Source organism: Micromonospora sp. WMMD712 (assembly GCF_029581295.1).
Classification (GTDB): Bacteria; Actinomycetota; Actinomycetes; order Mycobacteriales; family Micromonosporaceae; genus Micromonospora; species Micromonospora carbonacea.
The window spans coordinates 4,165,918-4,187,781 of the sequence record NZ_CP120743.1 but is presented as its reverse complement, the minus strand read 5'-3'; the positions used below and the strand labels follow the sequence as shown (position 1 = coordinate 4,187,781).

Genomic DNA, 21,864 nt, shown 5'->3' with positions numbered 1-21,864 from the left:
TCCGGAGGGGGAGGCGGCGCGGAAGCCCGGCGGAGGGCGCGGGCGGGGCGCGGGGTCAGGCGGCGCGGAGGCAGCAGCCCTGGCAGACCTTCGGCCGGGGCAGCGTGAACGCGAGGCAGCAGGTGCGGCGCTGGACCGTCGGCTCGCCGGCCGGGCCGGGCACCAGCTCGACCAGGTCCGCCAGGTCGAGCGCGCCGAGCAGCGTCTCCACGTGCCGGGCCGCGGGCCCGGGCAGCGCGTCGGCCGCCCGCAGGACGCCGTGCGCGACGCCGGAGGCGACGGAGCCGAGCAGCGTACGGGCGCCGATGCGGACCTCGGCCTGGATGGCGGCGACCAGCGGGACGAGGTGGGCGTCGAGCAGCGAGGCGCGGAGCGCGGCCAGCAGCGCGGCCTCGTCGGCGACGACCCGGACCTCGGGGAGCCCCGCCAGGGCCAGCGGGTCGCCGGGGAGCACCGCGACGGTGGTCGACCGGCGCAGCCCGAGGGTGACTAGCGGGCGGTGGTCCTCGAAGTGGATCAACACGTCGGCCGGGTCGAGCAGCGGCACCCGGCGGGCCGCCGCCCAGCCGAGGACGGCCGGCAGGGCCGCCCAGTAGCTGTACGACTTCCAGGCCAGGGCGGCGCAGGCGTGCGGGGTGCCGCCCCAGCGCAGCGCGGCGGCGGCCAGCAGCTCGGGCAGCCGGCTGCCGTCGACGAGGGTGCTGGCCGGGGCCCAGCCGAACCGATCGTCGGTCACGAGCAGCCCCGGGGCGAGGCCGGGCAGGTCGTCGGTGCCGAACATGGCGCGCAGGGTGGCGGTCACCGGGGCGAGCGGCGTCGCGGTCTCCCGCGTGGGCAGCACCGCTGTCACCTGATCCCCCCTCGCCTCTGGTGTCCGCCGGACGCTCCCGACAGTGAGCTAAGGCTAGCCTAACCATCCCGGTCGGATAAGGAAAGCCTCACCTGATCGCAGGCGGGAGGCTCCGGTCGTTCCGGTGGCTCGCCGGCCGGGAGGGTCGTGCGCCGCTACTACCCGCCGTCGCGTGACGGAAACACCCCGTGTCGGGGTTCCGGGGGTGGTGGCGGGGGTCGGGTCATGGATTGGTTGACGTTACCGGGTGAATTGTCAAGATGAATGTCGGCAAGATGTCATTCCTGTCCGGGTTCATGCACGGAACGTGAAACTGATACTCCCCGGCGTTGAGGAAGCTGATGACGACCTCTCCCATCGAGCGGGCCGCCGAGTCGTTCGCGGCCGAACTTGCCCGCCATCGGACCGAGCGGGGGCTGTCCAAGAAGCAGCTGGCCACCCTGATGGGCTTCGACCCGTCCTACGTCAGCCACGTCGAGGGGCGACGGCACCGGCCCACCGAGGACTTCGCCCGCCGGGCCGAGGCCGTCCTGGAGGCCAGCGGCGCGATCTGGCAGCGTTTCCGGGAGTACGACGAGCTGCGGCACGGCCGCTCCGCCACGCCCGCCCGGGACCACCCCGCCCCCGGGCAGTGGATGCCCCCCGGCACCGGGCTGATCGTCGAACGCGAACAGGCCGTCCTCACCTACACCGACGACGCCTACCACTGCCTCATCCGCCGGGAGCTCTACAACGCCGGCACCGAACCCGTCACCCGCTACCTCGTCCGAGTCGCCGTCGACCGCTACCCCAACGACCCGGGCCGGTCCAACCGGCACCACCGGGAGCATCCGCTCACCTTCGCCGAGCTGCAACTGCGGGCACACCGGGACGACGGCAGCGGGCAGCCCGAGCCGATGCACTGGCGGGCCAAGCACGACCGGGACGCGTTCAAGGAGATCTGGCTGCTGTTCGAGAACGACGAGGGCCGGTTCCCGCTCTACCCCGGCGACCGGGTCACCATCGAATACGCGTACCAGGTCGGCCGCGAGAAGTGGGGCCCCTGGTTCCAGCGCGCCGTACGCCTGCCCACCCGGCACCTGGCGGTGCGGCTGGACCTCCCCACCGCGCTGGACCCCCAGGTCTGGGGGCTGGAGACCTCGCTCTCGGCGGAGGAGGGCCCGCTGCGCCGCCCCGTCGTCCGCCAGGACCGCGCCGACCGGGCCATCTTCGACTGGGCGACGGAGGACCCGCCGCTCAACGCCCGGTACCGGTTGCAGTGGCGGTTCCGCAGCCGCCCGCCCGACTCCGACCCGGGCGGCCCGGCCGGCGTCGCCCGGGTGCGGGCCAGCGACCGGATGCGCGGGCTCGGCATCGTCCAGCGCGGCGCGGACCTGCTCCGCCAGCCCAGCCGCCAGTTCGACCTGCCCGCCGAGGAGGGGGTCGCCAGGGAGGTCGTCGAACGGCTCGGCTCGGCACTCGTCCGCCTCGACGAGCTGCACCCGTTCAGCAAGGGGGTCGGCATCGCCGCGCCGCAGCTCGGCCTCGCCTGGGCCGCCGCCGTCGTACGCCCGCCCGACCGGGCCGCCGAGCCCGTGGTGCTGCTCAACCCCCGGGTCGTCGACTCGTCCCCCGAGACCGACGAGCAGTACGAGGGCTGCCTCTCCTTCTTCGACCACCGGGGGTTGGTGCCGCGGCCGCTGCGCATCGACGTCGAGCACGCCCAGTGGGGCGGGGCCCGCCTCATCACCTCGTTCGAGTTCGCCATGGCCCGGCTCGTGGCGCACGAGATCGACCACCTGGAAGGCCGCCTGTACGTCGACCGGATGACGCCCGGCGTGCCGCTCGTGCCCGTGGAGGAGTACCGCGAGACCGGCACCCCCTGGCGGTACTGAGCCGGAGCGGTCCCGGGCGGGTGTCGTCCCGGGCCGCAAGAGGCGGACCGGGTCGCGTGCCCCAGGGGGCGGGGGCACGCGACCCGGTCCTTTTCGGGGGGAGGAAAGCCTCTCTGGCCGCCGGCACCGCCGGCCGATCCGGCGGCCGGTCGGAGGGGGACGGCGGACGGCGGCCGACCTACAGGTCGCCGAAGGTGTCGTACCGGATGTTCGGTGGCGGGACCTCGTCCTCCGCGAGGGCCCGTAGTGTCGACCGGACCATCCGCGCCGAGCCCGAGACGTAGCAGTCGTGGGTCGTCCACGGGCCGTAGCGGGTGATCACGTCGGAGACGTCGCCCCGCTCACCGTCGAAGCCCGGCTCCTCGCTGCACGCCGGCGTCACCGACAGCCACGGGTGGGCCTCCACCAGCTCGCGGAGCCCGGCCAGCCCGTACAGGTCGGCGGTGTGCCGGGCACCGTAGAAGATGTGCACCCACCGGGTCCGGTTCCAGCCGGCCAGCTCCTCCACCAGCGCCTTGATCGGGGCCAGCCCCACCCCGCCGGCGACACAGAGCACGTCCCGCTCGGAGTCGCGGTCCAGGACCATCGAGCCCATCGGCGCGGCCACGCGCAGCAGGTCGCCCGGTCTCGTCCGTCGCACCAGCGCCCCGGACACCCAGCCCGCCCCCGGCGGCGTACGGACGTGGAACTCCAGCACGTTGTCGTCGTTCGGGGCGTTCGCCACCGAGTACGTCCGCCACACCCTCGGCAGGTGCCGGGGCACCTCGACGCTGACGTACTGGCCTGCCCGCCACCGCAACGGGTGCTGGAGGGCGCGCACCGTCAACACGGCGGTGTCCTGCCCGTGCCGCTCGTGGGTCAGCACCTCCGCGTGCCAGAACGGCGGGTTGTCGTCCGCCGCCGCCCCGGCCAGCATCTTCGCCGAGATCGCCCCGTACGCGTCCCGCCACGCCTGGTCGTACTCCAGGCTCCAGCCGTCACCGGCGGTGCTGCGCAGCGCGTCGAGCAGCGCGACGCCCATCGTCTCGTAGTGCGTCGCGTCGACGTGGTACTTCCGGTGGTCCCGGCCGAGCGAGCGAAGATACTCGTCGAAGCTCTCCGGATCGTCCACCACCTGGGTCGCGGTGACGATCGCGTCGAGGATGCGGTCGCCCTGGCCGGTCATCTCGACCGGGAAGAGCGGACGCAGCGCGGGGTCGAGGAGGAAGAGCCGGGCGTAGAAGTGACCGCTCAGCCGGTCCCGGTCCTCCTCGACCAGGGTCCAGCTCTCCTTCAGCAACCGCGCGACATGGTCCACGGGGGCGCTCCTCCTGACGGCGGATCGGGCTGACGGCGATCGGGCACCCATAGAATGTCCACGGAGCGTGCTGGCCGGTCGCACAGAATGTGCGATCGCCTCACACCGCCCGGTTGACCCGTGTCCGTCGGGCGGGGCGGTCGGGCACAGTGGTGCGGTGACCGTTGAGGAGCTCACCCGCCCGGTCTCCCGCCGGGTCCTCGGCACGGAGACGCTGCTGGTGCTCGGCCTGTCGCTCGGGCAGTCGGCCGTCTACGCGCTCGTGTCGATCATCGCGAAGCTGACCGCCGACGGGCCGCTGTCGAAGCAGACCGCCGCGCTGAACACCTCCCAGTCGGCCCGCCCCTGGCTCGACCTGACCTACCAGCTGCTCGGCATCGTCTTCGCGCTGCTGCCGGTGCTGCTCGCCGTGCACCTGCTGGCCCGTGACCCCGGCGACCCCGCCCGTACCCTCGGGGTCGACCTGCGCCGGCCCGGCTCCGACCTGGCCCGTGGCGCCGGCCTCGCGGCGCTCATCGGCCTGCCCGGCCTCGCCCTCTTCTGGGCCGCGGCCCAGCTCGGCGTCAACGCCACCCTCGTGCCCGCCGGCCTGCCGGACGTCTGGTGGGCCGTCCCGGTGCTGATCCTCGCCGCCGTGCAGAACGCCGTGCTGGAGGAGGTGATCGTCGTCGGCTACCTGGTCACCCGGCTGCGCCAGCTTCAGTGGCGGCTCGGCGCGGTGCTCGCGGCGAGCGCCGTGCTGCGCGGCTCCTACCACCTCTACCAGGGCTTCGGCGCGTTCGTCGGCAACGCCGTGATGGGCGTCGTGTTCGGCCTGTTCTACCTGCGCACCAAGCGGGTGATGCCGCTGATCGTCGCGCACACCCTGCTCGACGTGGTCGCCTTCGTCGGTTACGCGCTCCTGCCGAAGGACTGGTTCAGCTGGCTCTGACCGGCCCTGCGGGCGGCCCCGGCGGAACCGGAGCCGGGGCCGGGGCCGAACGGTAGGCGGCGACCGCCCGGGCCGCCAACCGTTCGGCGGCAGCCGAGTCGCCCACCGCGGCGGTCAGCACCGCCGCGCCCGGCAGCAGCCGCGACGCCACCCGCAGCCCCAGCCACCCGCCGGCCCGCCCGGTCAACGGCCCGGCCAACCGCCAGACCGCCCGCGCCGCCTGCGGCGCCCCCGCCGTCACCTGCCCCGCCGTCACCTGCCCCGCCGACGGCCGGTCCTCCGTCGTGGGCCGCACCGCCGTCGTCCGTTCCCTCGTCGTCCGCTCCGCCGCCTCCACCGCGGTCCGGGCGCTTCGCGCATCCGGATGCACCCGGGTCAGCACCAGCAACTCCACCGCCCGCTCCGGATCGGCCGGATCCCGTCCGTGCGCCGCCGCCAGGTGCAGCACCAGGTTGGCCTGCGCCCACAGCACCGCCGTCAGCTCCACGACCGGGGCGAACAGGCCCGCCAGCGCCGCCACGGCCCCACCGGCCCCGGCCAGCCGGACGAACCGCCGGGCCGCGAGCCGCGCCAACCCGTCCGGCGTCGCCCCCGGGTAGGCGGCGCGGTGCCACGCGGCCCAGTCGGCCGCGCGCGGCCCGAGCGTCCGCACGGCGGCGAGGGCCAACAGCTCCGGAGCGAGGTCCGGGTGGTCGAGCACCCACCCGGCCGTCACCCGCAGGCCATCCTCGGGGGTACGCGCCGACGCCGTCCCCGGCACCCGGCCAACGGCCCCGGCGTCCGCCTCCGGGCCAGGCCCCGGGCGGGTCGACTGCCCGGACACGGGCGCGGCCAGGGGCGGCGGGCCGGCGGTCGGGGTGACGGCGGCCTGCTCCGTTCGCTTTCCTGCCGGGGCGGCCCGTCGCGGCCCACCCGCCTGCGCGGCTGTCCTGCCCGGCGCGGCCCTACCCGGGGTGGTCGCCTCGGCCGGCGTCGCCTGGGCGGGCGCGGCCGCCTTGGCCGGCGTCGCCTTTCGGGCGGGTGCCTTCCGGGCAGTCCGTGGCCGAGGAGCCGGGCCGGCGGCGGTGACCTCCGCCTCAGGCCCGTCCGGCGGACGCGTGCCCGGTGTCGACGCCGGACTCTTCGGGATCTCGCCAGCGGCGTCGGCGTCGGCGCCCGACGGGGGCGCCTCGACGTCAGCACCGGCCCCGGACACCGGTGGGGACACGCCGCCCGCAGCGGCCCGTGCGGCCGACTCGGCCTCCGTGGGGCCGGTCGGCACCGCCCCGGCCTCCGGGTGTGGCTGATCACCTCCCCGAGCGGCGCCCTTGGACGGCTCGGCCGGCTCGGGGAGTTCGGGCGGCTCGGGGGCCGCCGAGGGGACTGGGGCCGACGGGGTCGAGACCCGCCTCCGCTGTGGCGGTGACGATGCCGACTGGTCGGCCGCAGGCGGCTGGAAGATCACTCCCGGGGCCGCGCCCGGTCGGCGTTGGCGAGGCCGCGCGGCTTTCGGGGCTTTCGCGGCTTCCGGGGCCTCATCCTCAGCCGGGGGTGGCACCGGGGCGGGGACGGCCGGTGGCATGAAGGTGGCCTTCGGTGAACGGCGGCGTCGCGCACCCTCACCAGGCTCGCGGCGGTCCGGCTCGCTCGGCGACTGCTCCTCCATGTCGATGGAGCCTAGTCCCGATCCGGATGCCGCACAGCAGGGAAACGCCTGGGCGGGAGGCCCCCGTCCCGCCCGGCATCCGAGCTCCTTCCGACCCGGCCTGCCGCGCTGCGGTGGTCGCCTCGCCCCGCTGCGGTAGTCGCTTTGCCCCGGAAGGGTGCGGGCCTGTATCCTCGGGCGCGGTGGTCTACGGGCCACCTGGGAGACTTCGCCTAGTCTGGTCTATGGCGCCGCACTGCTAATGCGGTTGGGGTCTTAAAGCCCCTCCCGGGTTCGAATCCCGGAGTCTCCGCGCGAAAGCCGGTGTGTAGACTGGCCCAGCAGCAAGCGCCCGTAGCTCAACGGATAGAGCATCTGACTACGGATCAGAAGGTTAGGGGTTCGAGTCCCTTCGGGCGCACTTCACGATCAAGGCCGTGACCAGCGGAAACGCGGGTTACGGCCTTGATCGCTTTCGCGTGTTGGGACGAATCTTCCCAGGATTTGGAATCTGGTGCTCCGATGGTGCTCCGTTGTCGGTGTGCCGTTCCGGCCGTGGTTCGTGTCGACCTGTGCTGACCAGTGCGATTGCGTGTCGGCTGGTCTGGATCATGGTCGGGGTGCCGGTACTTCAGGGGTCAGCCACCGTCCGCTGTGGTCGGTGATGTGGATCTTGTTTCCCGAGGTGGGTGTCCGGTCGGTCGGTCGCCGTTGACCTGGGCTGGCGCAGGGTGGCGCGCAGGGGTCGGGATGTCATCCAGGCGATCATCGGCGGTGACGGTCGCGTGGTCCACGCATCTGATTTCGGCTCTTGCGACCGGCGCTGCGTGGGCCCGGGTCGGCCTCGGAGCGTCAGCATGCGGCGTTGACTATCTGCGCATCACGGTTCCGGCGCAGCCAGCCGACCATGTCGTGGATCTTTCCGAGTGGTTATGCAAGCGAAGGACCCGAAGATCGAAGACTGGGCGCGGTACGTGAGCGACTACTTCTACTCACCAACGGGGTTCTGCCGACCATGACGTCGTCGTCTGATGTGTGCCAGGATTCTGCTGTGGTAGCGATCGAGGTCGCCCTGGGTGACATCACGCGGGAGAACGTGGACGCCATCGTCACCGCCGCGAACGAGTCGCTTCTGGGCGGCGGTGGTGTCGACGGCGCGATCCACCGCGCCGCCGGGCCTCGCCTGGCCCGGGCGGGTGGTGCAATCGGCCCCTGCGAGCCGGGCGACGCGATGCCGACCCCGGCGTTCGACCTCGACCCACCGGTGCGGCACATCATCCACACGGTCGGGCCGGTCTGGGAAGGCGGCGGCCACGGTGAGGACGAGGTCCTGGCCTCCTGCTACCGCAGGAGCCTGCAGGTCGCCGATGAGCTCGACGCCCGGACCGTGGCGTTCCCCGCGATCGCGACCGGCGTATACGGCTTTCCTGCCGAGCGGGCGGCGCGGATCGCCATAGCAACGATCAGGTCCGTGTCGACGAACGTTCAACGGGTACGACTCGTCGCATTCGACGAAGACACCCGGGATCAGCTACAGGCCGCGCTGGCAGCCACCGGCTGACCTTGAGACGGGTGCGTTGCGCAGTTCCACAAGCAGGCTGGGCAGGCGCGGGTGGGGGTCAGTCGGTGCCTCCTCCGCCACCGCCGGTGTCGAAGGTCGCCGCGTCGCCATACGCGGTGTTCTCCGCGATGGCAGCGGAGTGGCGGTCGGGGACGCCTCGGCCCCGCTGGAAGATGTCGCGATCAGGGCACGGCGAGTTACGGCGTATCGATCGCATGGCGGCCCACGCGGCTGCCGCCTTCTCCGCTGCGCTCTGTGGCCGACGACGTTTGCGCTTGAAGATCAGGACCGCGATGCCCGTCGCAAGCACCGTGCAAGCGAGCAAGAGGTGCCACTGCATGGCATCACGGTAGAAGAGGCGCGCATTGGACGGGAAGAGCGCTCATGCCGCGAATCGTGCGGCTCGGCGGCCCTGCGCGTCGGTGCCTGGGTCGAGGCGATGCCCGATGTGTTGATCCAAGTGATGATCAGGTTCGAGGAGCGCTTCGGCGGACTTTGGTACCCGGTCATCGGCTCCAAACGGTATGGAGCACGCCTTGACGGTGCTGCGGTGGTTCATCGCGGCCCGCTCGATCTGGCTTTCACCGGAATCGTGGACGGTGACCGGACCTGGGGTGTCGATCTTCCTGCTGGCGGCTGCACCGCCATGGAACCCGGCCATTGGTCCTACCGTTTGATCGACCACTGCGTCCTTCAGCGTCTGGAGAGCCACGCCACGCTCATGACGGTTAGTGGCAGCGAGCCGGCAGCGAGTCGGGTGTAGGTGTCACCATTGCGCAGGCGAGGAGGGGCTGCCGCTGCGGCACGAGACGCCGTCAGTGGGATCGATGCTGGTTACGGTGGTGTCATCCTGCCCAAAATCTCCTATTTCATGTCCTATTTGGACTAAGTGGAACGGGGTTGAGGTCGTGGAAAGGGCCTGACCTGCGTACCGCTGTAGGGCTACCGCGAGTCTGTAAAGCCCTGATCGTCAAGCTTAGGATTGCCCAATGTCGGCCTGGACAGGCGTGGTTGTGATCACGGCCTTCGCGCCGATATCTTTGGTCGCCCCTGTTTCGTCGAGTTCGGAGCCCAAGGTCATGGTGACGAGTGCGGCCACGACCGCTCCTGTGCAGAGGTCGCCTGATCCCTACCCTGTGATGGCCTACCTGCGCATACGCCGGCCGCACCGCCTCGCACCGCTCTTTCGTCACTACTACCTCACCGAGGACCTTCCGGAACCTGTGGAGGGCACCGTTCTGGTCCTAGGCATGAACGGTGTGTTCGAACTCGCCGGCATCGAACGTCGCGGTGTCCGTGCGCGTGCTGATGCCCCGGTTGACGCCTTCCTGGTTTCCACTGTTAACCACACCGTTTACTGCACCGTCGAGCTAAACTCCGCCGAACCGCATCGGACGTTCACTGTAGCCGCGCGCTTTGCCTGTTTCGTCAACGACGCGGTGGCCCTGCTCCGGAATGGCTGTACCCACGCTGCGGAACAGCTGACATCCTATTTGTATGGCCTGGTCAATCTTCGGGCGGAGCTGGCCAAGCACCGCGTCACAGACCTGGAGACGGTCCATGCTGTCCTGATCTCGGAGGCGCAGGCGGAAGTGGAGCTGTCTCCACCGTCGATACCCGGTATGACTGTGCAGCGACCCTACCTCAGCTTTCTCCCGTACGGGGCTTCTGGTCTTGTGACGAAGAGCCTGCAATCGCGACCGTCGGAGGGCACGGATGGCTGAACGTCTTGATCGCAATTTCGGCTGGCCGATCGGTAGCTATCTTCGGGCGCTTGCCGGTGTGCAAGAAGAAGTGCTGAACTTCGTGCCGAACGAACGTCCCCGATACACCGCTCTCGGCGGCGTCGTCGTCGGTGCTTCGCTGCTCGCGGTCGTCTCCATGTTCGCAGCGATGCGGTGGGTTACCGATTCGTGGGTTGTAGCCCTCGTTGTGTCCATGTTCTGGGGCGCAATGATCCTGACCCTCGATCGCTGGCTGGTGACCTCGGTTTCCGGGTCAACCAGTCGTGCTGGGCGGCTGGGCAGCTATGTGCCTCGTATCTTGATGGCCGCGCTGATGGGCGTAGTGATTGCCGAACCGCTTGTCCTCACCATTTTTCAGCGCGAAGTCGAGCAGGAGGTGTCGCTCGACCGGATGCGTTCGCTTCAGGAGTACGAGAGTAAGCTTCGGCTCTGCAATCCCGTGGCCGGGACATCTGAGGCGGCGAGACAACCGGATCCGGCCGCCTGTCAAGGCTACCTGCTTGTCGTCCCAGACCCTGGGGCTGCTTTGGTGGCGCTGGCCGGATACCAAGCCCAGGCTGACGAGATGCAGAAGTCGGTTGACGCTGGCGCGAAAGAGTTGGATCAAATCGAAACGCGGGCATGGCAGGAATGCAATGGGGAGCAGGGTGCCGGGCTGAGCGGAAGTCCAGGTGAGGGACCGAACTGCAAGCGCCTCCGTGCTGACGCCGACCGCCTCCGCGCTGAACAGACCAAGAAAGCAGCGCGACTCTCGGATCTCAGAGAGCTGATTCGGGATAGGCAGGCGTCACTCAGTGAGGTCCAGGAGTCTGCAGCGCAGGAACGCAATGCAGCGATCAGGCGCCTGGTTCGTTCGCAGGAGGCGGCACTGGGGCCGATCGGACTGATCGATCGGCTGTCAGCTCTGCAGCGCCTGGGTTCCGAGAGTAGTAGCGTCGCCGCGGCAGCCTGGTTGCTGAGACTGTTGATCATGCTGATCGACGTCCTTCCTGCCTTCGTCCGGTTGGTCATGGGCACCACGGACTATGACCGGATCGTCGCCTACCGCTCGGAACTTGCCGTGCAGACCCAGTTTGCTGTCGCCGAGAACCATCGCGACCTTGTTCTCGCTGACGAGGAGTTGGCTCGGGAACGCAAGGAACTGGAGCTAGCGGTGCTGCGCGAACGGATCGAACTTGACGCGAGCATTGATCGCCTGCTGGTCGACTCCCACCGCGCCAGCTTGATCTCGCGACGCGCCACCGAACTCCGCAGTGCGAGCAAGAGCATTTCGGCGGCCGATCTACCGGAGAAGCGCGATCATCCGAGCGTCGAGCCGTGACCTATCGTGGCCACAAGCGCTGGCGTGCACGGGGGGTCGCACGTGGCAGGCTGCATGTTGTCCGCCGAGCCTTGCTTACCCTCTTGCTGATCGGCGCGGCACTCGGAGTGTCAGCGCTGCTGGATGCGCCCTCGACCGCCGCCTTCGGAGCGACCCAAACCCGAGCGGAGGTGCCCAAGGACGCCCTGATGATCTCTTTCGGCGCTGGACGGACGCCACTTACCCGCACCATGACCGTGCGACCCCCGGTCGAGGGAAACGCCGTGCGTCCGCCCGGTGCCTTCCTGGTACGCCTGGAATCAGACCTCACCGATCCCGGCACCGGTCGACAGTTCCCCGCACAGCAGGTGACCGTCGCTGCCAGCGAGATTACTTCCGGGGTCCTGGCCCTCGCGGTCTCTGCCGACCCCTGGTCACCGGAGCAGGTCCCGTCCGGCGACTACCGCGGGTTGATCCGGGTATCGAAGGACGACGTCCAGATGGACGTGCCGATCGTTTTGCGCGTCGATGAGCGGGGCGGCTGGTCAGCCCTCTACGCAGTACTCATCCTGGTGGCCGGTGCGGCTGCCGGACTGCTGATCAAATGGATTACAGAGCGGCTGACACCGCAGGCAATGATCTACCGTCGGCTGGCATTACTGCGGCGGGCTGTGGGTTGGGGTTCGGACGGCCGTAACCTCCCGGTCGTGGCCCGACTGCAGATGGAGGAGCTGCAGGATGTAATTGCTCGGCATGACTACGGACGTGCCGAACAGCTGTTCACGGATCTGGAGAAGGAACGTGAACAGCTCGCGTCGATGGCGAACCGTTTCATCGTGCTCGACAACATGCTGTTCGCGCAGTCTGAGGCAGTCAGCGCGCACCCCAAGCCGATCAGCCGCAACGTGCTCGCGCGGGTTGACGCCGTCGTTGACGAGTGTCATCGCCGCCTGCAGCTCGCGAAGGATGCCCCGTGGCCAGACCGAGCCGATGAGATCGCTCGAAACCTCGACGTCCTCCAGCTCAACTTCATCACCGCGTCGCAGGTGATCACTTCCTACATCGAGCTTCCGAACGAAGCGACCTTGCGCAGCGCGGTCGACATGTTACAACGCGGCGCGTACGACAGTGCGGCACAGGAGTACGACCGGTTCTTGCAGTCCGGCACTGTCGAGACGAGTACCACGGCTGAGCCGGGAAAGAGCCGGCGCTCCCGTCGAATACGTGCACCCCGGGCGGAAGAGCCCGGGCTGGCACCTTGGTTCCGGGCTGCCCGCCCGATCGCCGGCATGGCCTCGGTGCTGGTTGTGGCGCTGGTGGGACTTAAATTGCAGTACCTTGGCAACCAGTCCTTTCAAGGCGACCTTACCGCCTGGCTCACCCTCGGTCTGTGGGGGTTCGTCGTTGAGCTGAGTGGAACCTCGGTCATGGAGGTGGTGGCGCGGCTCAGCGCCGGGCACGGTTCCGGCACCCAGCCGCTTTCCGTGAATCGCCGGTGAGCCAAATAGCTCGCCGGGCCGCACCGACAGCAGTCCGGTTCAATCATGATCGGTCCAACGTGCAGCACCCTGGCCGGGCCGTTCGGGTCACCGATGGTGCGTCCTATCCGAGCACTGCGCCCGGCCACCGCGCCAGGCGAGGATCGCAACGACCGGTACATCGCCGCGTTCGCCTGCAGCAGGGTCGCTGCGTCCGGCCACCGCGCCGGGTGAGGATCGCAACAGGACGGTTACCCCGTCGTCGGTGATGAGCTTCCGATGCTGCGCCCGGCCACCGTGTCGAGCGAGGATCGCAACACCACCAGGTCGAAGCCGTGCTCTCCGCCGTAGGCACGTCGGTGCGGGTCGTCGAGGCGACCAGCGCGGTGTACAGCCGGCCGTTCACCCGCACCGACACGGTCAGCGGCGAGGCGGTGTCCGGGTCGATGACCCAGCCGCGTACCCGCAGGCCGGACGGTCCGGGGGAGAGTTCGTCGAACGAGCCGAACGGGTCGAACCGGACGGCGAGCGCCCGACAGGCGGTCTCGCCGACCCCGGCGCCCTGGTTGACGACGGTGAGGCAGACGGTGTCCCCGTACCGGGCGGGGAGGGTCCGGATGAAGGCCGAGCCGGAGGCGACACTGAACCGGCCCACCTCCACACCGGAGATCCTGGCGTGAGTCAGGCCGGCGGGGCTGGATGCGTCCGCGGGTGGGGGTGCCGAAAGGTGTCGGGACTCTCCGTTAGCGTGGCAGCTCGGAGAAGCGACGAAGGGCGGAACAGCGTGGCAGCGGATGACGACGAGGTTGATCCTGCTGCGGGCATCGTTAACCCACGGTTGAGTGACGTCTTCGGCCTGGTCATCCGGCAAGACGAGGTGGACTTCGTAGTCCCTCACCTACGTGAGGACCTTCCGCTCTACCTCGACCCCTTTTTGCTCTGGAAGTCTGAGGACCCGCAGTACCAGCAGCTTCACGCCGACTTGCTCGGCTTCGTCGAGGAGGTCCGCCGGCAGGCCGTCGGCGGGCAGGCCAACCGGGCGGCTGTGCTCCTGGCGGAGGTCAGCGAGCCGGTCGAGCTCGGCCTGGGCTACGCCACCGGGACTAAGCGGGGATCGGCCCTGGGCCCGGGCACCATCGGCGGCATTATCCGCACGTTTCAGCAGGTACCCCAGTTGCAGACCGCGGGCTTGGACCACTTGGAAATCCTCGCGTTGCTCGTGCCAGGCATCGCCGAGGATCGCATCAGCGACCTGACCGCCTCGGTCATCAAACGGTGGTTGGCGGAGTTCACCCAGCGTCACTGCCAGCAGTGGGGCATCCCGACGACACGCCGCCGGCTGGTCGGCTGGGACCCGGCTGCGCTCGACTGGCGGCCGTTCGACGCGCACCTTCCGTACAACCCATCCGACGCCTCGCCCGTTCTGCTCGCGCCGCTGAACCTGCTGCGCCGGCTGCCGTGGATCAACTACGGTGACTACTACCGCACCGCTTACGCGCCACTCGTGCTGCCGCCGGGGCGCGCGGGCAGGGCCGTCGCCAAGCAGGATGTGCTCGCATACAACCGAGCTCACTTCGATACCGTCCGCGGCTATGTCGCCGAGCGGGAGGCCGCCGCCGACGTGTGCGCCCCCGACCCGCTTTTTGCCCCGCTGCGCCTTACGACCATTGCCAAAAAGGTCAAGGAGATCAAGGCGCTGCCGACCGGCCGGGTCAGCGGCGCGGACAAGAAGTTCGAAGACCTGGCCTTCGATGTCCTGTCCTCCGCGCTCTACCCCGAACTCGACCTCGCAGCCCAGCAGGAGCGCACCATCAGCGGTGCCCACATCCGCGATGTCATCTTCCATAACGACGGTAAGACACCGTTCCTGACCGACCTGCGAGACCTGTACGGCGCCCGCCAGCTCGTCTTCGAACTCAAGAACGTCGCCGAGCTCGACACCGAACACGTCAACCAGCTCTACCGCTACCTCGACGACGAGGACATGGGCCGCCTCGGCATCCTCGTCGCGCGCCACCCGCCCAAGAGCAGCGTCCAGCGCAACATCATCGACCTGCACTCGTCCAAGCGCCGAGCCGTCTTGTGCCTGAATGACTCCGACCTCGAGCTGATGGTCGCCCTGCTCGACTCTGGACGGCGGCCCATCGAGGCGCTGCGTAAGAAGTACGTCGAGTTCACCCGCATGCTCCCGAAATAGGAGACCGTATGCCCCGCCGCACCGCCGCCAACGATGCTTCCTCGCCGTCGCCGACCGAGGAACAGGCCGCGACTTACGACCGGCTCGTCCCGATGCTGGAGGCCGCCCACCGCGAGATGACCGAGCTGTCCAAGAAGAAGCAGGACGGCATTGTCAACACCCTCAAGATCAAGATGCTGAACCGGCTCCTCGGCGAGCTCAGCAAGATCATCGAAAGCGATCCCAGCCACGCCTTCGTTGACATGCTCGACGAAGAGACTCTCCCGCAGAACAGCGATGCGGTCCTCATCCTCAGCCAGTGGCACGCCGCCCTCAAGCAGTACAAAGCCCGACACTATGGCCAAGAAGCCGTGACAGGCGAACTCAGGTGGTTCACTGTGGAGAACCCGGGTGACCGCTATCGCTGACGCCTCGCCAGTCCGGTCATCGATCGGCGATCCACCCAAGGAGGGCAGCCGCCACGAGTGAGCAGTTGCACTCCACCTGCATTTCTTCGGCCGCTTGACCCCGCCGGTGGTCGTCGTGCACGACGCCCGTGGGAATGGAACCCAAGCGTCGCGGCGACGGTTGGCTCCGCTGGCGATCGTGGCTGCCCGGTGGTCGTGTTTGGAATGTGTATTGGTCGGGTGTGTCGCACAGTGGGTCCGATCGATGGGCCTTGGCCTTCCACGCCCGCAGGAACGGCCCGGTCGGCGCCCACTACGCGTCGATGGCATCACTGGGGCACGGCTTCCGATCACCCATGACCGGGCTAACGCTGCCCCGGCCCCGAAGGTCGCGACATCCCATGGAATCGAGGGGCGGCTATCAATGACGTGCCAGACCAAAGGCCCTCAACCGGACGCACGGCATAGATCACAACTCGAAGATCCTCGAACCGCACTCTGAGGGGTTAAAGATCAAGTTAGGCCGAAGGGGCTGCGACCGCCAGCACCGGTGGCGATCCGGACGCGAGTATCACCGTGCCGCCGGAACAGAACCTGGATGTCACCCTCCGGCACAATCTCGGCGCGGTCACCGGAGGCGAGTATCCGAACAGCCGTGACCGGACGGTCCTCCACCTGGGTCCATTTGCCGCTGGCCCACCGCCATCAGGTCGGCGGAGCCGGATCCGGTCCCCCGCGTACGGTCATGTTCAGGGTGCTGTTGAGTCGACCCTCTCGGTCCCATCAGGTGTCGCCCATCGAGGTCGTGCCCGGCCCGAGCGGGAGATCCAGCTGGGCGAGTGCGACGCCCGCTCTCAGGATCCAGGCGCGCACGTCAGGGCAGATTCCGTCGTCCGCCGGTTGGCTGATAAGAACACCGGGTGGCAGTCGGCGTCGTGACCGCCGACCGCCCCGGAGCCGACGACGGAGGCGTGGCCGTGCACCTGTCGCCCGCGCCGAGCGATCTCAGATGGGCGTTGAGCTGGTTGCGGATGAGCGGGCCGGCCGGGTGGCGCCGGAACGTCGAGTCGGTCGTGGGTGTACGGGCGCAGCGTGGGGCGGTGCCGAACCAGTTTCTGCGGTGAAGCGATTCGGTCGACGGCGACCACATCGTGCGCTGACGAGGTAGGGGACGTCAGGTGTCCACCCGGAGTGACCCTGGCGGAGGTTGTGTCGATGGCGAAGGACTTGCCTCCTAAGTCATGGTGAGGTGATGGTGAACCGGTAGCGGACGCCGTCGCCGACTGGCCGGTAGACGCCGCTGTGAGCTGGGTCGAACGGGTTGGGTAGAAGATGGATCCGCCGCTCGGCGGCTCGGAAAACGTTAGTGATGAAGAGGATTGTGTAGCGTTCGTTCTTTCTTAGGCCCCGTGCTCGGGTGATCTCCGCCGGGGTGAGCAGGAACTCGAATGCTCCGCCCTCGGATGCCTTGACCTCGAACATCAGACGCCGGTGGCCCTGCTCGACCAGGAAGTCGTATCCGAGGGTGTCGTCCCCGCCGTCGTCGCCGAGCAGTTGGTTGCGATAGCCGGAATGCCAGCACTGCAGCTCGTTCAGGCCGGGGTAGCGCTCCTTGAGCCACTCCAGCGCCGCGATCTCGCCGGCCAGACCGATTGCAGCCAATTTGGCCTCTGGCGGCCGGCTCTGGCGGGCGGCGGTCGTCCCGGGGCCGCCCCACCCGGGTGCACGGCGCGACGGGCGTGCGGCGGCCTCCAGTGAGGTGCGACCGTTGGCAGCGCGGAACTCGGGCGTGATGCTCGCCCGAACGGCCGTGGCGATCTGTGCGTAGTTCGTCTCGTCGGCTACCAGCCGAACTCCGTCAATCTGGACGGTCCGGCGATCGAGCTCGCGACGGTCGTGGATCTCCCGCTGTTGCTTTCGGGCCAGGTCGAGGGCGTCGGCGGGCAGGCCGAGCGTGCCCAGGTCGGTGGAGCGCGGCATGTCGGCCGGCCAGCGTTTGGTGTCTGCTGCCCAGGCCAACAAGCGGTCCGCGTCGACTGGCTCGAAGTCCAGGATGCCTGCGCTACTAGCCGCGTCGGCGACCGCGGTTGGCTCACCCGGCAGGCCGGACGGGGTAAGGCCGCGCTGGGTTTCGTACGCCCGGACGACCCGGGCGGTCTCGGCGGCCCAGCTCAGTGCTGCGGTGCGGTTGCCGATCCGCAGCCGGTCGAGTGGCTCGAGCCCGGAACTAATGCCTGGCTCACCGGCGCCGGACGCGGCCAGCCAGGCGTTGACTCGCTCGCTCATCCGGGCAGCGGGGACGGTGGGGAAGTAGTCCAGCGCCCATTCCGGATCGGGGCCGAGGGTCGCCAGCGTCCGTTGCGCGACGTATGGGTCCAGCGGGCGGCCGGCCCGAAAGTCGGCGAGGAAGGCCGCCCGCAGGGCATCGAGGATCGGCCCGGTGCGCTCGGCGACGAAGGCCCGGAACTGCTGGGCGATCCCCTCCGGGTCGGTCAGAGGGTGGTACGGCGCCCCGAGCGCCCGAATCGCCGCGTTCAACGGGCGCAGTTCGATACCCAGCAACCGCCGAGCCGCGTCCAGGCCCTCGGCTGCGGCCTGGAGCAGGGCGTCCGGCGTGGCCGTGGCGTCGCTGTGGTCGCACAGCCATGCCGCGATCTCGCCGGGGGTGACCGCCGTGTCGTCGCCGTCCAGATCGTGCGCGCGGGCCGGGTCGAGGGCAGCGACCAGCGGGACGAGAACCACGAGGGTGACCTCGTCGGGCCGGCGGATCGCGGCGCGCACCTCCTCCACCCTGGCGACCGTTTCGCCGAGGACGTCGGCGATCGCGGCCGGCGACGGGGACTGGTCGGGTCCGTAGCCGTCTCGGGCCAGCTCGATCAGGGCGAGCCGGAGGGACTCGTCCAGCGACGGATGACCGAGCAGTTCGCCGACGGCTGGGGCGGCGCATTCCAGTAGCCGCTGGCGGTCGGGCGAGCGCAGCAGCAGGACAGTTGGATGGGTGTCGTCTGGCATGGCCAAGTGCCGCGCCTCGATCGCATTACCGCCGAAGCCCGCCTCGATCCGGTCGGCCTCTACGACGCGGATCCGGCGGAGCCTGGTGTTCGCCCGGCGCAGCACGTCCGTCCGACTGGCCCGGACGCTGCGCCCCCGCAGGTCGATCACCGCGGCAACCAGGTCAGCGAACCAGTCCTGGTCCGGCTGCATCAGCAGCGGCGGCGCGTCCGACGGGGTGAACGGGATGCCGTCGACGGTCACCGCCGGGTGCACGCCGGAGACCCGCTGCACCCGAGCGCCGCGACCAGCCGGTCGGCGACGGCAGACGCCTCCGGGCGGCGCAGGCGCAGCACCGGGAGTCCGCACTGCTCGAGCATCCGGAGTCGTTGCCGCTCGTCCGTGTCCTGCACGAACACAGGATCGGTGGCCGCCTCGACGGCGAGATCGATCACGTCGATGGTGGTGCCGCGGGTCACCACCAGCGGTGCCCGGCTCTGGTGATCGAGCGGCGTCCCGGCGGAGCGCTGGCGGATGAAATCCGTCCAGGCATCCTCGTACGCGTTGCGGAACGGGGGCACCACCGTGTCCGGCACGTGCCCGGTCTCGAGCAGTTGGGCCAGCAGGAGGACCCGGTCGGCAGCGGTGGCCGGGTCGTCCCAGGTGCGGATGCCAAGGCTGGTAGCTCGTGCCTCAGCGACCGGGCGGGCGTGGATCAGGCTGCGGACCCAGGACGCGATGACGGCTGCGAACGGCAGCGCGTCCCCCCGATCCGACCAGGCCTCGCGTGCCTTGTGATAGGTGATGTTGCTGCGGTCGCGCGGGGCGGTAACCGGCAGCCAGTCCGCTTCACTCAGGAAGGCCGCGGCCGGCGTCGGCAGATCGAAGGCGTCCGTGCCGTCGTTGTGCCGCCGCACCGTCACCGTGAGCGTCTCGTCAGGCCAGGTGTCGAGGCCGTGGGCGATCAGCCGCGCGTACGCCATCCGGGCGGGACCGGGAAAGCGCGCGTAGTCGTCCTGGCCGGCCAGGCGATAGAGCGGGCTTCGGCTGAGGTATGTGGTCTGCGGCCGGCGTCCCTGCGGCCGAGCGCGCCCGATCGCCCGGCGCCAAAGCTTCCCGGTCTCGGCGGTCAAGGCGCGCGGGAAGGTGAAGTAATTGCCCATGAAGGCGTCGCCGCGCCCGTTCAGCAGCGAATCCGGCACCGGATCTGGGACCAGGCCGGCCCGCACGCCGATGTGCGCGAGGAGCTCCCGCCACCGCTCGCGTTGGTGGCCGGAGAACGGCGGAGCGCCCGGCCCGGCGAGGATGCGGCGCCGCAGGGCGGCCATCTCGGGGAACTCGTCAGCGGTGTGGCGCAGCAGGTCGTCGAGCAGCGCGGGCTCGGGGCCGCCCCAGTCCTTGGACAGGTGGGCCTCAGCCGCGGGGAGCCAATCGCCGTCGCGGCACGGCACGCGCAGACCCATCTCGCGGATCTCGCGCCATGGTGGATCGGCGAGGCCAGTCGCGAAATGGTACGTCCACAGCAGCACATCGGCGGCCAGCTCCGGCCTGCGCTTCAGCTCTTCCCCGATGGTCCGGAGCAGCGTGGCGGCCCGGTACTCCCGGACCAGACCGGCTTCCAGCAGCGTGCGGCCGGGTCGCTTGGTGATGACGCTTCCGGTGCGGGTGTTCCAGGGCAGCGCCGACGAGACGTAGAACAGCCGGTGGCGCAGCGACTCCGGCGGCTTGAGGTCGTCGCCGGCGGCATCCGGCGCGTCGGCGTCCGAGCGCGGGGAGAAGAACGCGGTCGGGCCGCCGCGGTCGCTGTTGCAGGCGCGCAGCCGGCCGTCGTCATCGATCAGGATCGTACGGCCGCGCAGGACCGTACGCTGCCGCACCGCGCCGGCCAGGTCGTCGTAGAAGGCCATCCAGGCGTCTGGGTCGAACGGCGCCGAGGGCAGGCCCTCGGCGATGCGCTCCGCCCAGCTGGCGATCTCCTCATCCGGCGCGGTCAGAGTCCGGCCGGCGAGCGTCCGGGCGGTCGCGCCGATGCTGGCCCGGCGTCTCTTCGACAGTGCCGCCGGGAGCAACGGGACGTGCGCGCGTCGGGCCAGCCCTTCGGTTGTCAGCACCTTGCGCCCGCCGCCATCCCAGGTGAAAACCTGCGACAGCGAGGATCGCGCGCCCGAGTCACCCTCGATCGGCACCACAGGCACGGTAGCGGCGTCGTGGCCGAGGGCGCCGAACGCGTCCCGCAGCCGCCCGGCGTCCTCGGCTGTCCAGGAGAGCAGGTCAGCCAGGGTGTCCACATCGATCGGCACGTCGCCGCTGCGCGCCGCGAGCAGCAGCCGGGCGCACAACATCGCGACCTCGTTGAGCAAGGTGTCGTTCAGCGGCACTGACTGCTCGAGACCGACCCTGGCAAGCTTGGCGAAGAACGGCGCGTTGACGTGCGCGGCCAGCGGCGCCCGAGCGTCTCGCCCCATAGGTAGGTGGGTGTAGAGGCGGTGGTCGTCGGGCTCGTCGCCTAGGGTCGCGGCGATCGACACGTGGGCGTCGCCGCGCCAGTCCCGCCAGCCCTCGCTAATGTGGTCGCCCTCGACGCTCCGCCGGATCGCTTCGGCCAGCGTCGTCTCGGGGACCAGCTTGTCGGCCACGAAGTACCGACCTGCCGGGCCTAGATCCACGATCGATGCCGAGACCCCGCCGTCGAAGCCGGCCAGCGGCGTCTCGCGTCGATGCAGGGTCTCGCGGACCGGCTGAAGGCCGCCGATCTCGACGGTCAGCTCGGCGATCCGGCGCAAGAACAGCAGCGTCGGCGGCGTCCCGCCAAGCAGGCGCATCTGCGCCATCGCGTCCGCGCGGGCATCGTCGCTCTTGAGCGGCAGGCGCACTACTGTGGCGTACCCCTCGGCAAGCAGCCCGGTCACCGCCACCGGCCGGTGCGGCTGAGGGAGTGGCAGACACAGGTGGAAGACATCGCGTTCAATGTCGGCTACGTCGCCGGCGATGTCGGGGCCGACGATGCCGATCAGCTGCTCGCGCAGCTCCGGTCCTGTGGCGAAGCGGAAAGAGTAGGCGTCGTCAGAATCCGCTGCGGTCGAATAGACCTCGGGCGAGCGGGACAGCTGCAGGACCGATTTGAACCCGATGCCCTTGTTGCCGATGCCCTCATCGGGCCGCTTGTCCGACCGGGCAACGTCGCTGATCGCGTCGAAGTTGCTGTCGCCGAAGCCGTTGCCGGTGTTCGCCACGTACAGCACGCCGTGCTCGCCCTCGTCGGGATCGAGCCGGACCAGGATTCGTCCGGTCCGCTCTCCGCCATCCTGCGCGTCGTGCGCATTCTGCACCAGCTCGACCACAGCCCGGTGCTCGTAATCGCGGACCGCCTGCTCGGTCAGGTTCTTCAAGCCGCGGGCCGGGTTCCAATCGTCCTTGGAACGCAGGTACGACCGGATGCGGCCACGGGTGGTGTCCTCGACTCGGCGCTGGCGGAATCCGGTCGAGGCGGGCTGGACCTGAGTCACGCCTTGAGCATGTCACTCAGGTGCGACAGAGGCGACGGTGCGGCACGCCGGACACCTGATGTTCCAAACCGGGCACCGAGCTCCTCAACAATGCGTCGGTGCGCCCTTACATCGCTGCGTGAGG

General features: G+C 69.7%; 17 protein-coding genes and 2 tRNA genes. 12 read left to right on the top strand and 7 right to left on the bottom strand.

Translation table 11 applies throughout. The features are described from left to right. Positions 1 to 55: 55 nt before the first annotated feature. The gene (locus tag O7633_RS18015; RefSeq protein WP_074479075.1) at positions 56 to 838 is read right to left on the bottom strand and encodes an IucA/IucC family C-terminal-domain containing protein; all 783 of its coding nucleotides are present in this window, start codon (positions 836 to 838) and stop codon (positions 56 to 58) included. A gap of 353 nt (positions 839 to 1,191) precedes the next feature. Between O7633_RS18015 and O7633_RS18010 the strand changes: the two genes are divergently transcribed. Beyond that, positions 1,192 to 2,724, top strand: a complete 1,533-nt coding sequence (locus tag O7633_RS18010; RefSeq protein ID WP_282323245.1) for a peptide deformylase — start codon at positions 1,192 to 1,194, stop codon at positions 2,722 to 2,724. Positions 2,725 to 2,902: 178 nt separating this feature from the next. Here O7633_RS18010 and O7633_RS18005 read toward each other — a convergent pair whose 3' ends face one another. Then, the gene (locus O7633_RS18005; protein WP_282323244.1) at positions 2,903 to 4,021 is read right to left on the bottom strand and encodes a globin domain-containing protein; all 1,119 of its coding nucleotides are present in this window, start codon (positions 4,019 to 4,021) and stop codon (positions 2,903 to 2,905) included. A gap of 157 nt (positions 4,022 to 4,178) precedes the next feature. On the opposite strand from O7633_RS18005, the gene O7633_RS18000 reads away from it, so the two are divergent. Beyond that, positions 4,179 to 4,952, top strand: a complete 774-nt coding sequence (locus O7633_RS18000; protein ID WP_178066848.1) for a CPBP family intramembrane glutamic endopeptidase — start codon at positions 4,179 to 4,181, stop codon at positions 4,950 to 4,952. On the opposite strand, the gene O7633_RS17995 is transcribed toward O7633_RS18000, so the two are convergent. After that, the gene (locus tag O7633_RS17995; protein WP_282323242.1) at positions 4,939 to 5,667 is read right to left on the bottom strand and encodes a hypothetical protein; all 729 of its coding nucleotides are present in this window, start codon (positions 5,665 to 5,667) and stop codon (positions 4,939 to 4,941) included. The genes O7633_RS18000 and O7633_RS17995 overlap by 14 nt on opposite strands. A 1,131-nt stretch (positions 5,668 to 6,798) precedes the next feature. Between O7633_RS17995 and O7633_RS17990 the strand changes: the two genes are divergently transcribed. From O7633_RS17990 to O7633_RS17980, 3 genes are all read left to right on the top strand, one after another. Next, positions 6,799 to 6,889: transfer RNA gene (locus O7633_RS17990), tRNA-Ser, on the top strand. Between the two features lie 35 nt (positions 6,890 to 6,924). After that, positions 6,925 to 6,997 (top strand) — tRNA-Arg (locus O7633_RS17985). A 630-nt stretch (positions 6,998 to 7,627) separates the two neighbouring features. After that, a complete protein-coding gene (locus O7633_RS17980) occupies positions 7,628 to 8,137 on the top strand; it encodes an O-acetyl-ADP-ribose deacetylase (protein ID WP_282323241.1) in 510 nt (169 codons plus the stop codon). Positions 8,138 to 8,195: 58 nt separating this feature from the next. Here O7633_RS17980 and O7633_RS17975 read toward each other — a convergent pair whose 3' ends face one another. After that, on the bottom strand, positions 8,196 to 8,477 hold the full coding sequence (locus O7633_RS17975) for a hypothetical protein (protein WP_282323240.1): 282 nt from the start codon (positions 8,475 to 8,477) through the stop codon (positions 8,196 to 8,198). Here O7633_RS17975 and O7633_RS17970 point away from each other — a divergent pair. Further along, positions 8,466 to 8,900 (top strand): hypothetical protein, encoded by a 435-nt coding sequence (locus tag O7633_RS17970; protein WP_282323239.1) that lies wholly within the window; start codon positions 8,466 to 8,468, stop codon positions 8,898 to 8,900. The genes O7633_RS17975 and O7633_RS17970 overlap by 12 nt on opposite strands. 213 nt (positions 8,901 to 9,113) lie before the next feature. Here O7633_RS17970 and O7633_RS17965 read toward each other — a convergent pair whose 3' ends face one another. Next, complete coding sequence (locus O7633_RS17965) at positions 9,114 to 9,236, bottom strand: hypothetical protein (protein ID WP_282323238.1); 123 nt, start codon at positions 9,234 to 9,236, stop codon at positions 9,114 to 9,116. A gap of 40 nt (positions 9,237 to 9,276) precedes the next feature. Here O7633_RS17965 and O7633_RS17960 point away from each other — a divergent pair, with 40 nt between their 5' ends. The 6 genes from O7633_RS17960 (at position 9,277) to O7633_RS17935 (ending at position 15,264) form a co-directional block, all read left to right on the top strand. Then, on the top strand, positions 9,277 to 9,861 hold the full coding sequence (locus tag O7633_RS17960) for a hypothetical protein (RefSeq protein ID WP_282323237.1): 585 nt from the start codon (positions 9,277 to 9,279) through the stop codon (positions 9,859 to 9,861). Continuing rightward, complete coding sequence (locus tag O7633_RS17955) at positions 9,854 to 11,203, top strand: DUF4407 domain-containing protein (protein WP_282323236.1); 1,350 nt, start codon at positions 9,854 to 9,856, stop codon at positions 11,201 to 11,203. The genes O7633_RS17960 and O7633_RS17955 overlap by 8 nt, the downstream gene beginning before the upstream one ends. Beyond that, positions 11,200 to 12,681, top strand: a complete 1,482-nt coding sequence (locus tag O7633_RS17950; protein ID WP_282323235.1) for a hypothetical protein — start codon at positions 11,200 to 11,202, stop codon at positions 12,679 to 12,681. Before O7633_RS17955 ends, O7633_RS17950 begins: the two co-directional genes overlap by 4 nt. A gap of 314 nt (positions 12,682 to 12,995) precedes the next feature. Continuing rightward, positions 12,996 to 13,340, top strand: coding sequence for a hypothetical protein (locus O7633_RS17945; protein ID WP_282323234.1), 345 nt, complete (start codon positions 12,996 to 12,998; stop codon positions 13,338 to 13,340). A gap of 104 nt (positions 13,341 to 13,444) precedes the next feature. Continuing rightward, positions 13,445 to 14,857 carry a hypothetical protein gene (locus tag O7633_RS17940; RefSeq protein ID WP_282323233.1) on the top strand — a complete coding sequence of 471 codons (1,413 nt, stop codon included), beginning with the start codon at positions 13,445 to 13,447 and terminating at the stop codon, positions 14,855 to 14,857. A gap of 8 nt (positions 14,858 to 14,865) precedes the next feature. Then, positions 14,866 to 15,264, top strand: coding sequence for a hypothetical protein (locus O7633_RS17935; RefSeq protein ID WP_282323232.1), 399 nt, complete (start codon positions 14,866 to 14,868; stop codon positions 15,262 to 15,264). A gap of 1,218 nt (positions 15,265 to 16,482) precedes the next feature. Here the strand turns inward: O7633_RS17935 and O7633_RS17930 are convergent. Beyond that, positions 16,483 to 18,528 (bottom strand): DUF3883 domain-containing protein, encoded by a 2,046-nt coding sequence (locus O7633_RS17930; protein WP_282323231.1) that lies wholly within the window; start codon positions 18,526 to 18,528, stop codon positions 16,483 to 16,485. After that, on the bottom strand, positions 18,495 to 21,740 hold the full coding sequence (locus tag O7633_RS17925; protein ID WP_282323230.1) for an ATP-binding protein: 3,246 nt from the start codon (positions 21,738 to 21,740) through the stop codon (positions 18,495 to 18,497). The genes O7633_RS17930 and O7633_RS17925 overlap by 34 nt, the downstream gene beginning before the upstream one ends. Positions 21,741 to 21,864: the final 124 nt, after the last annotated feature.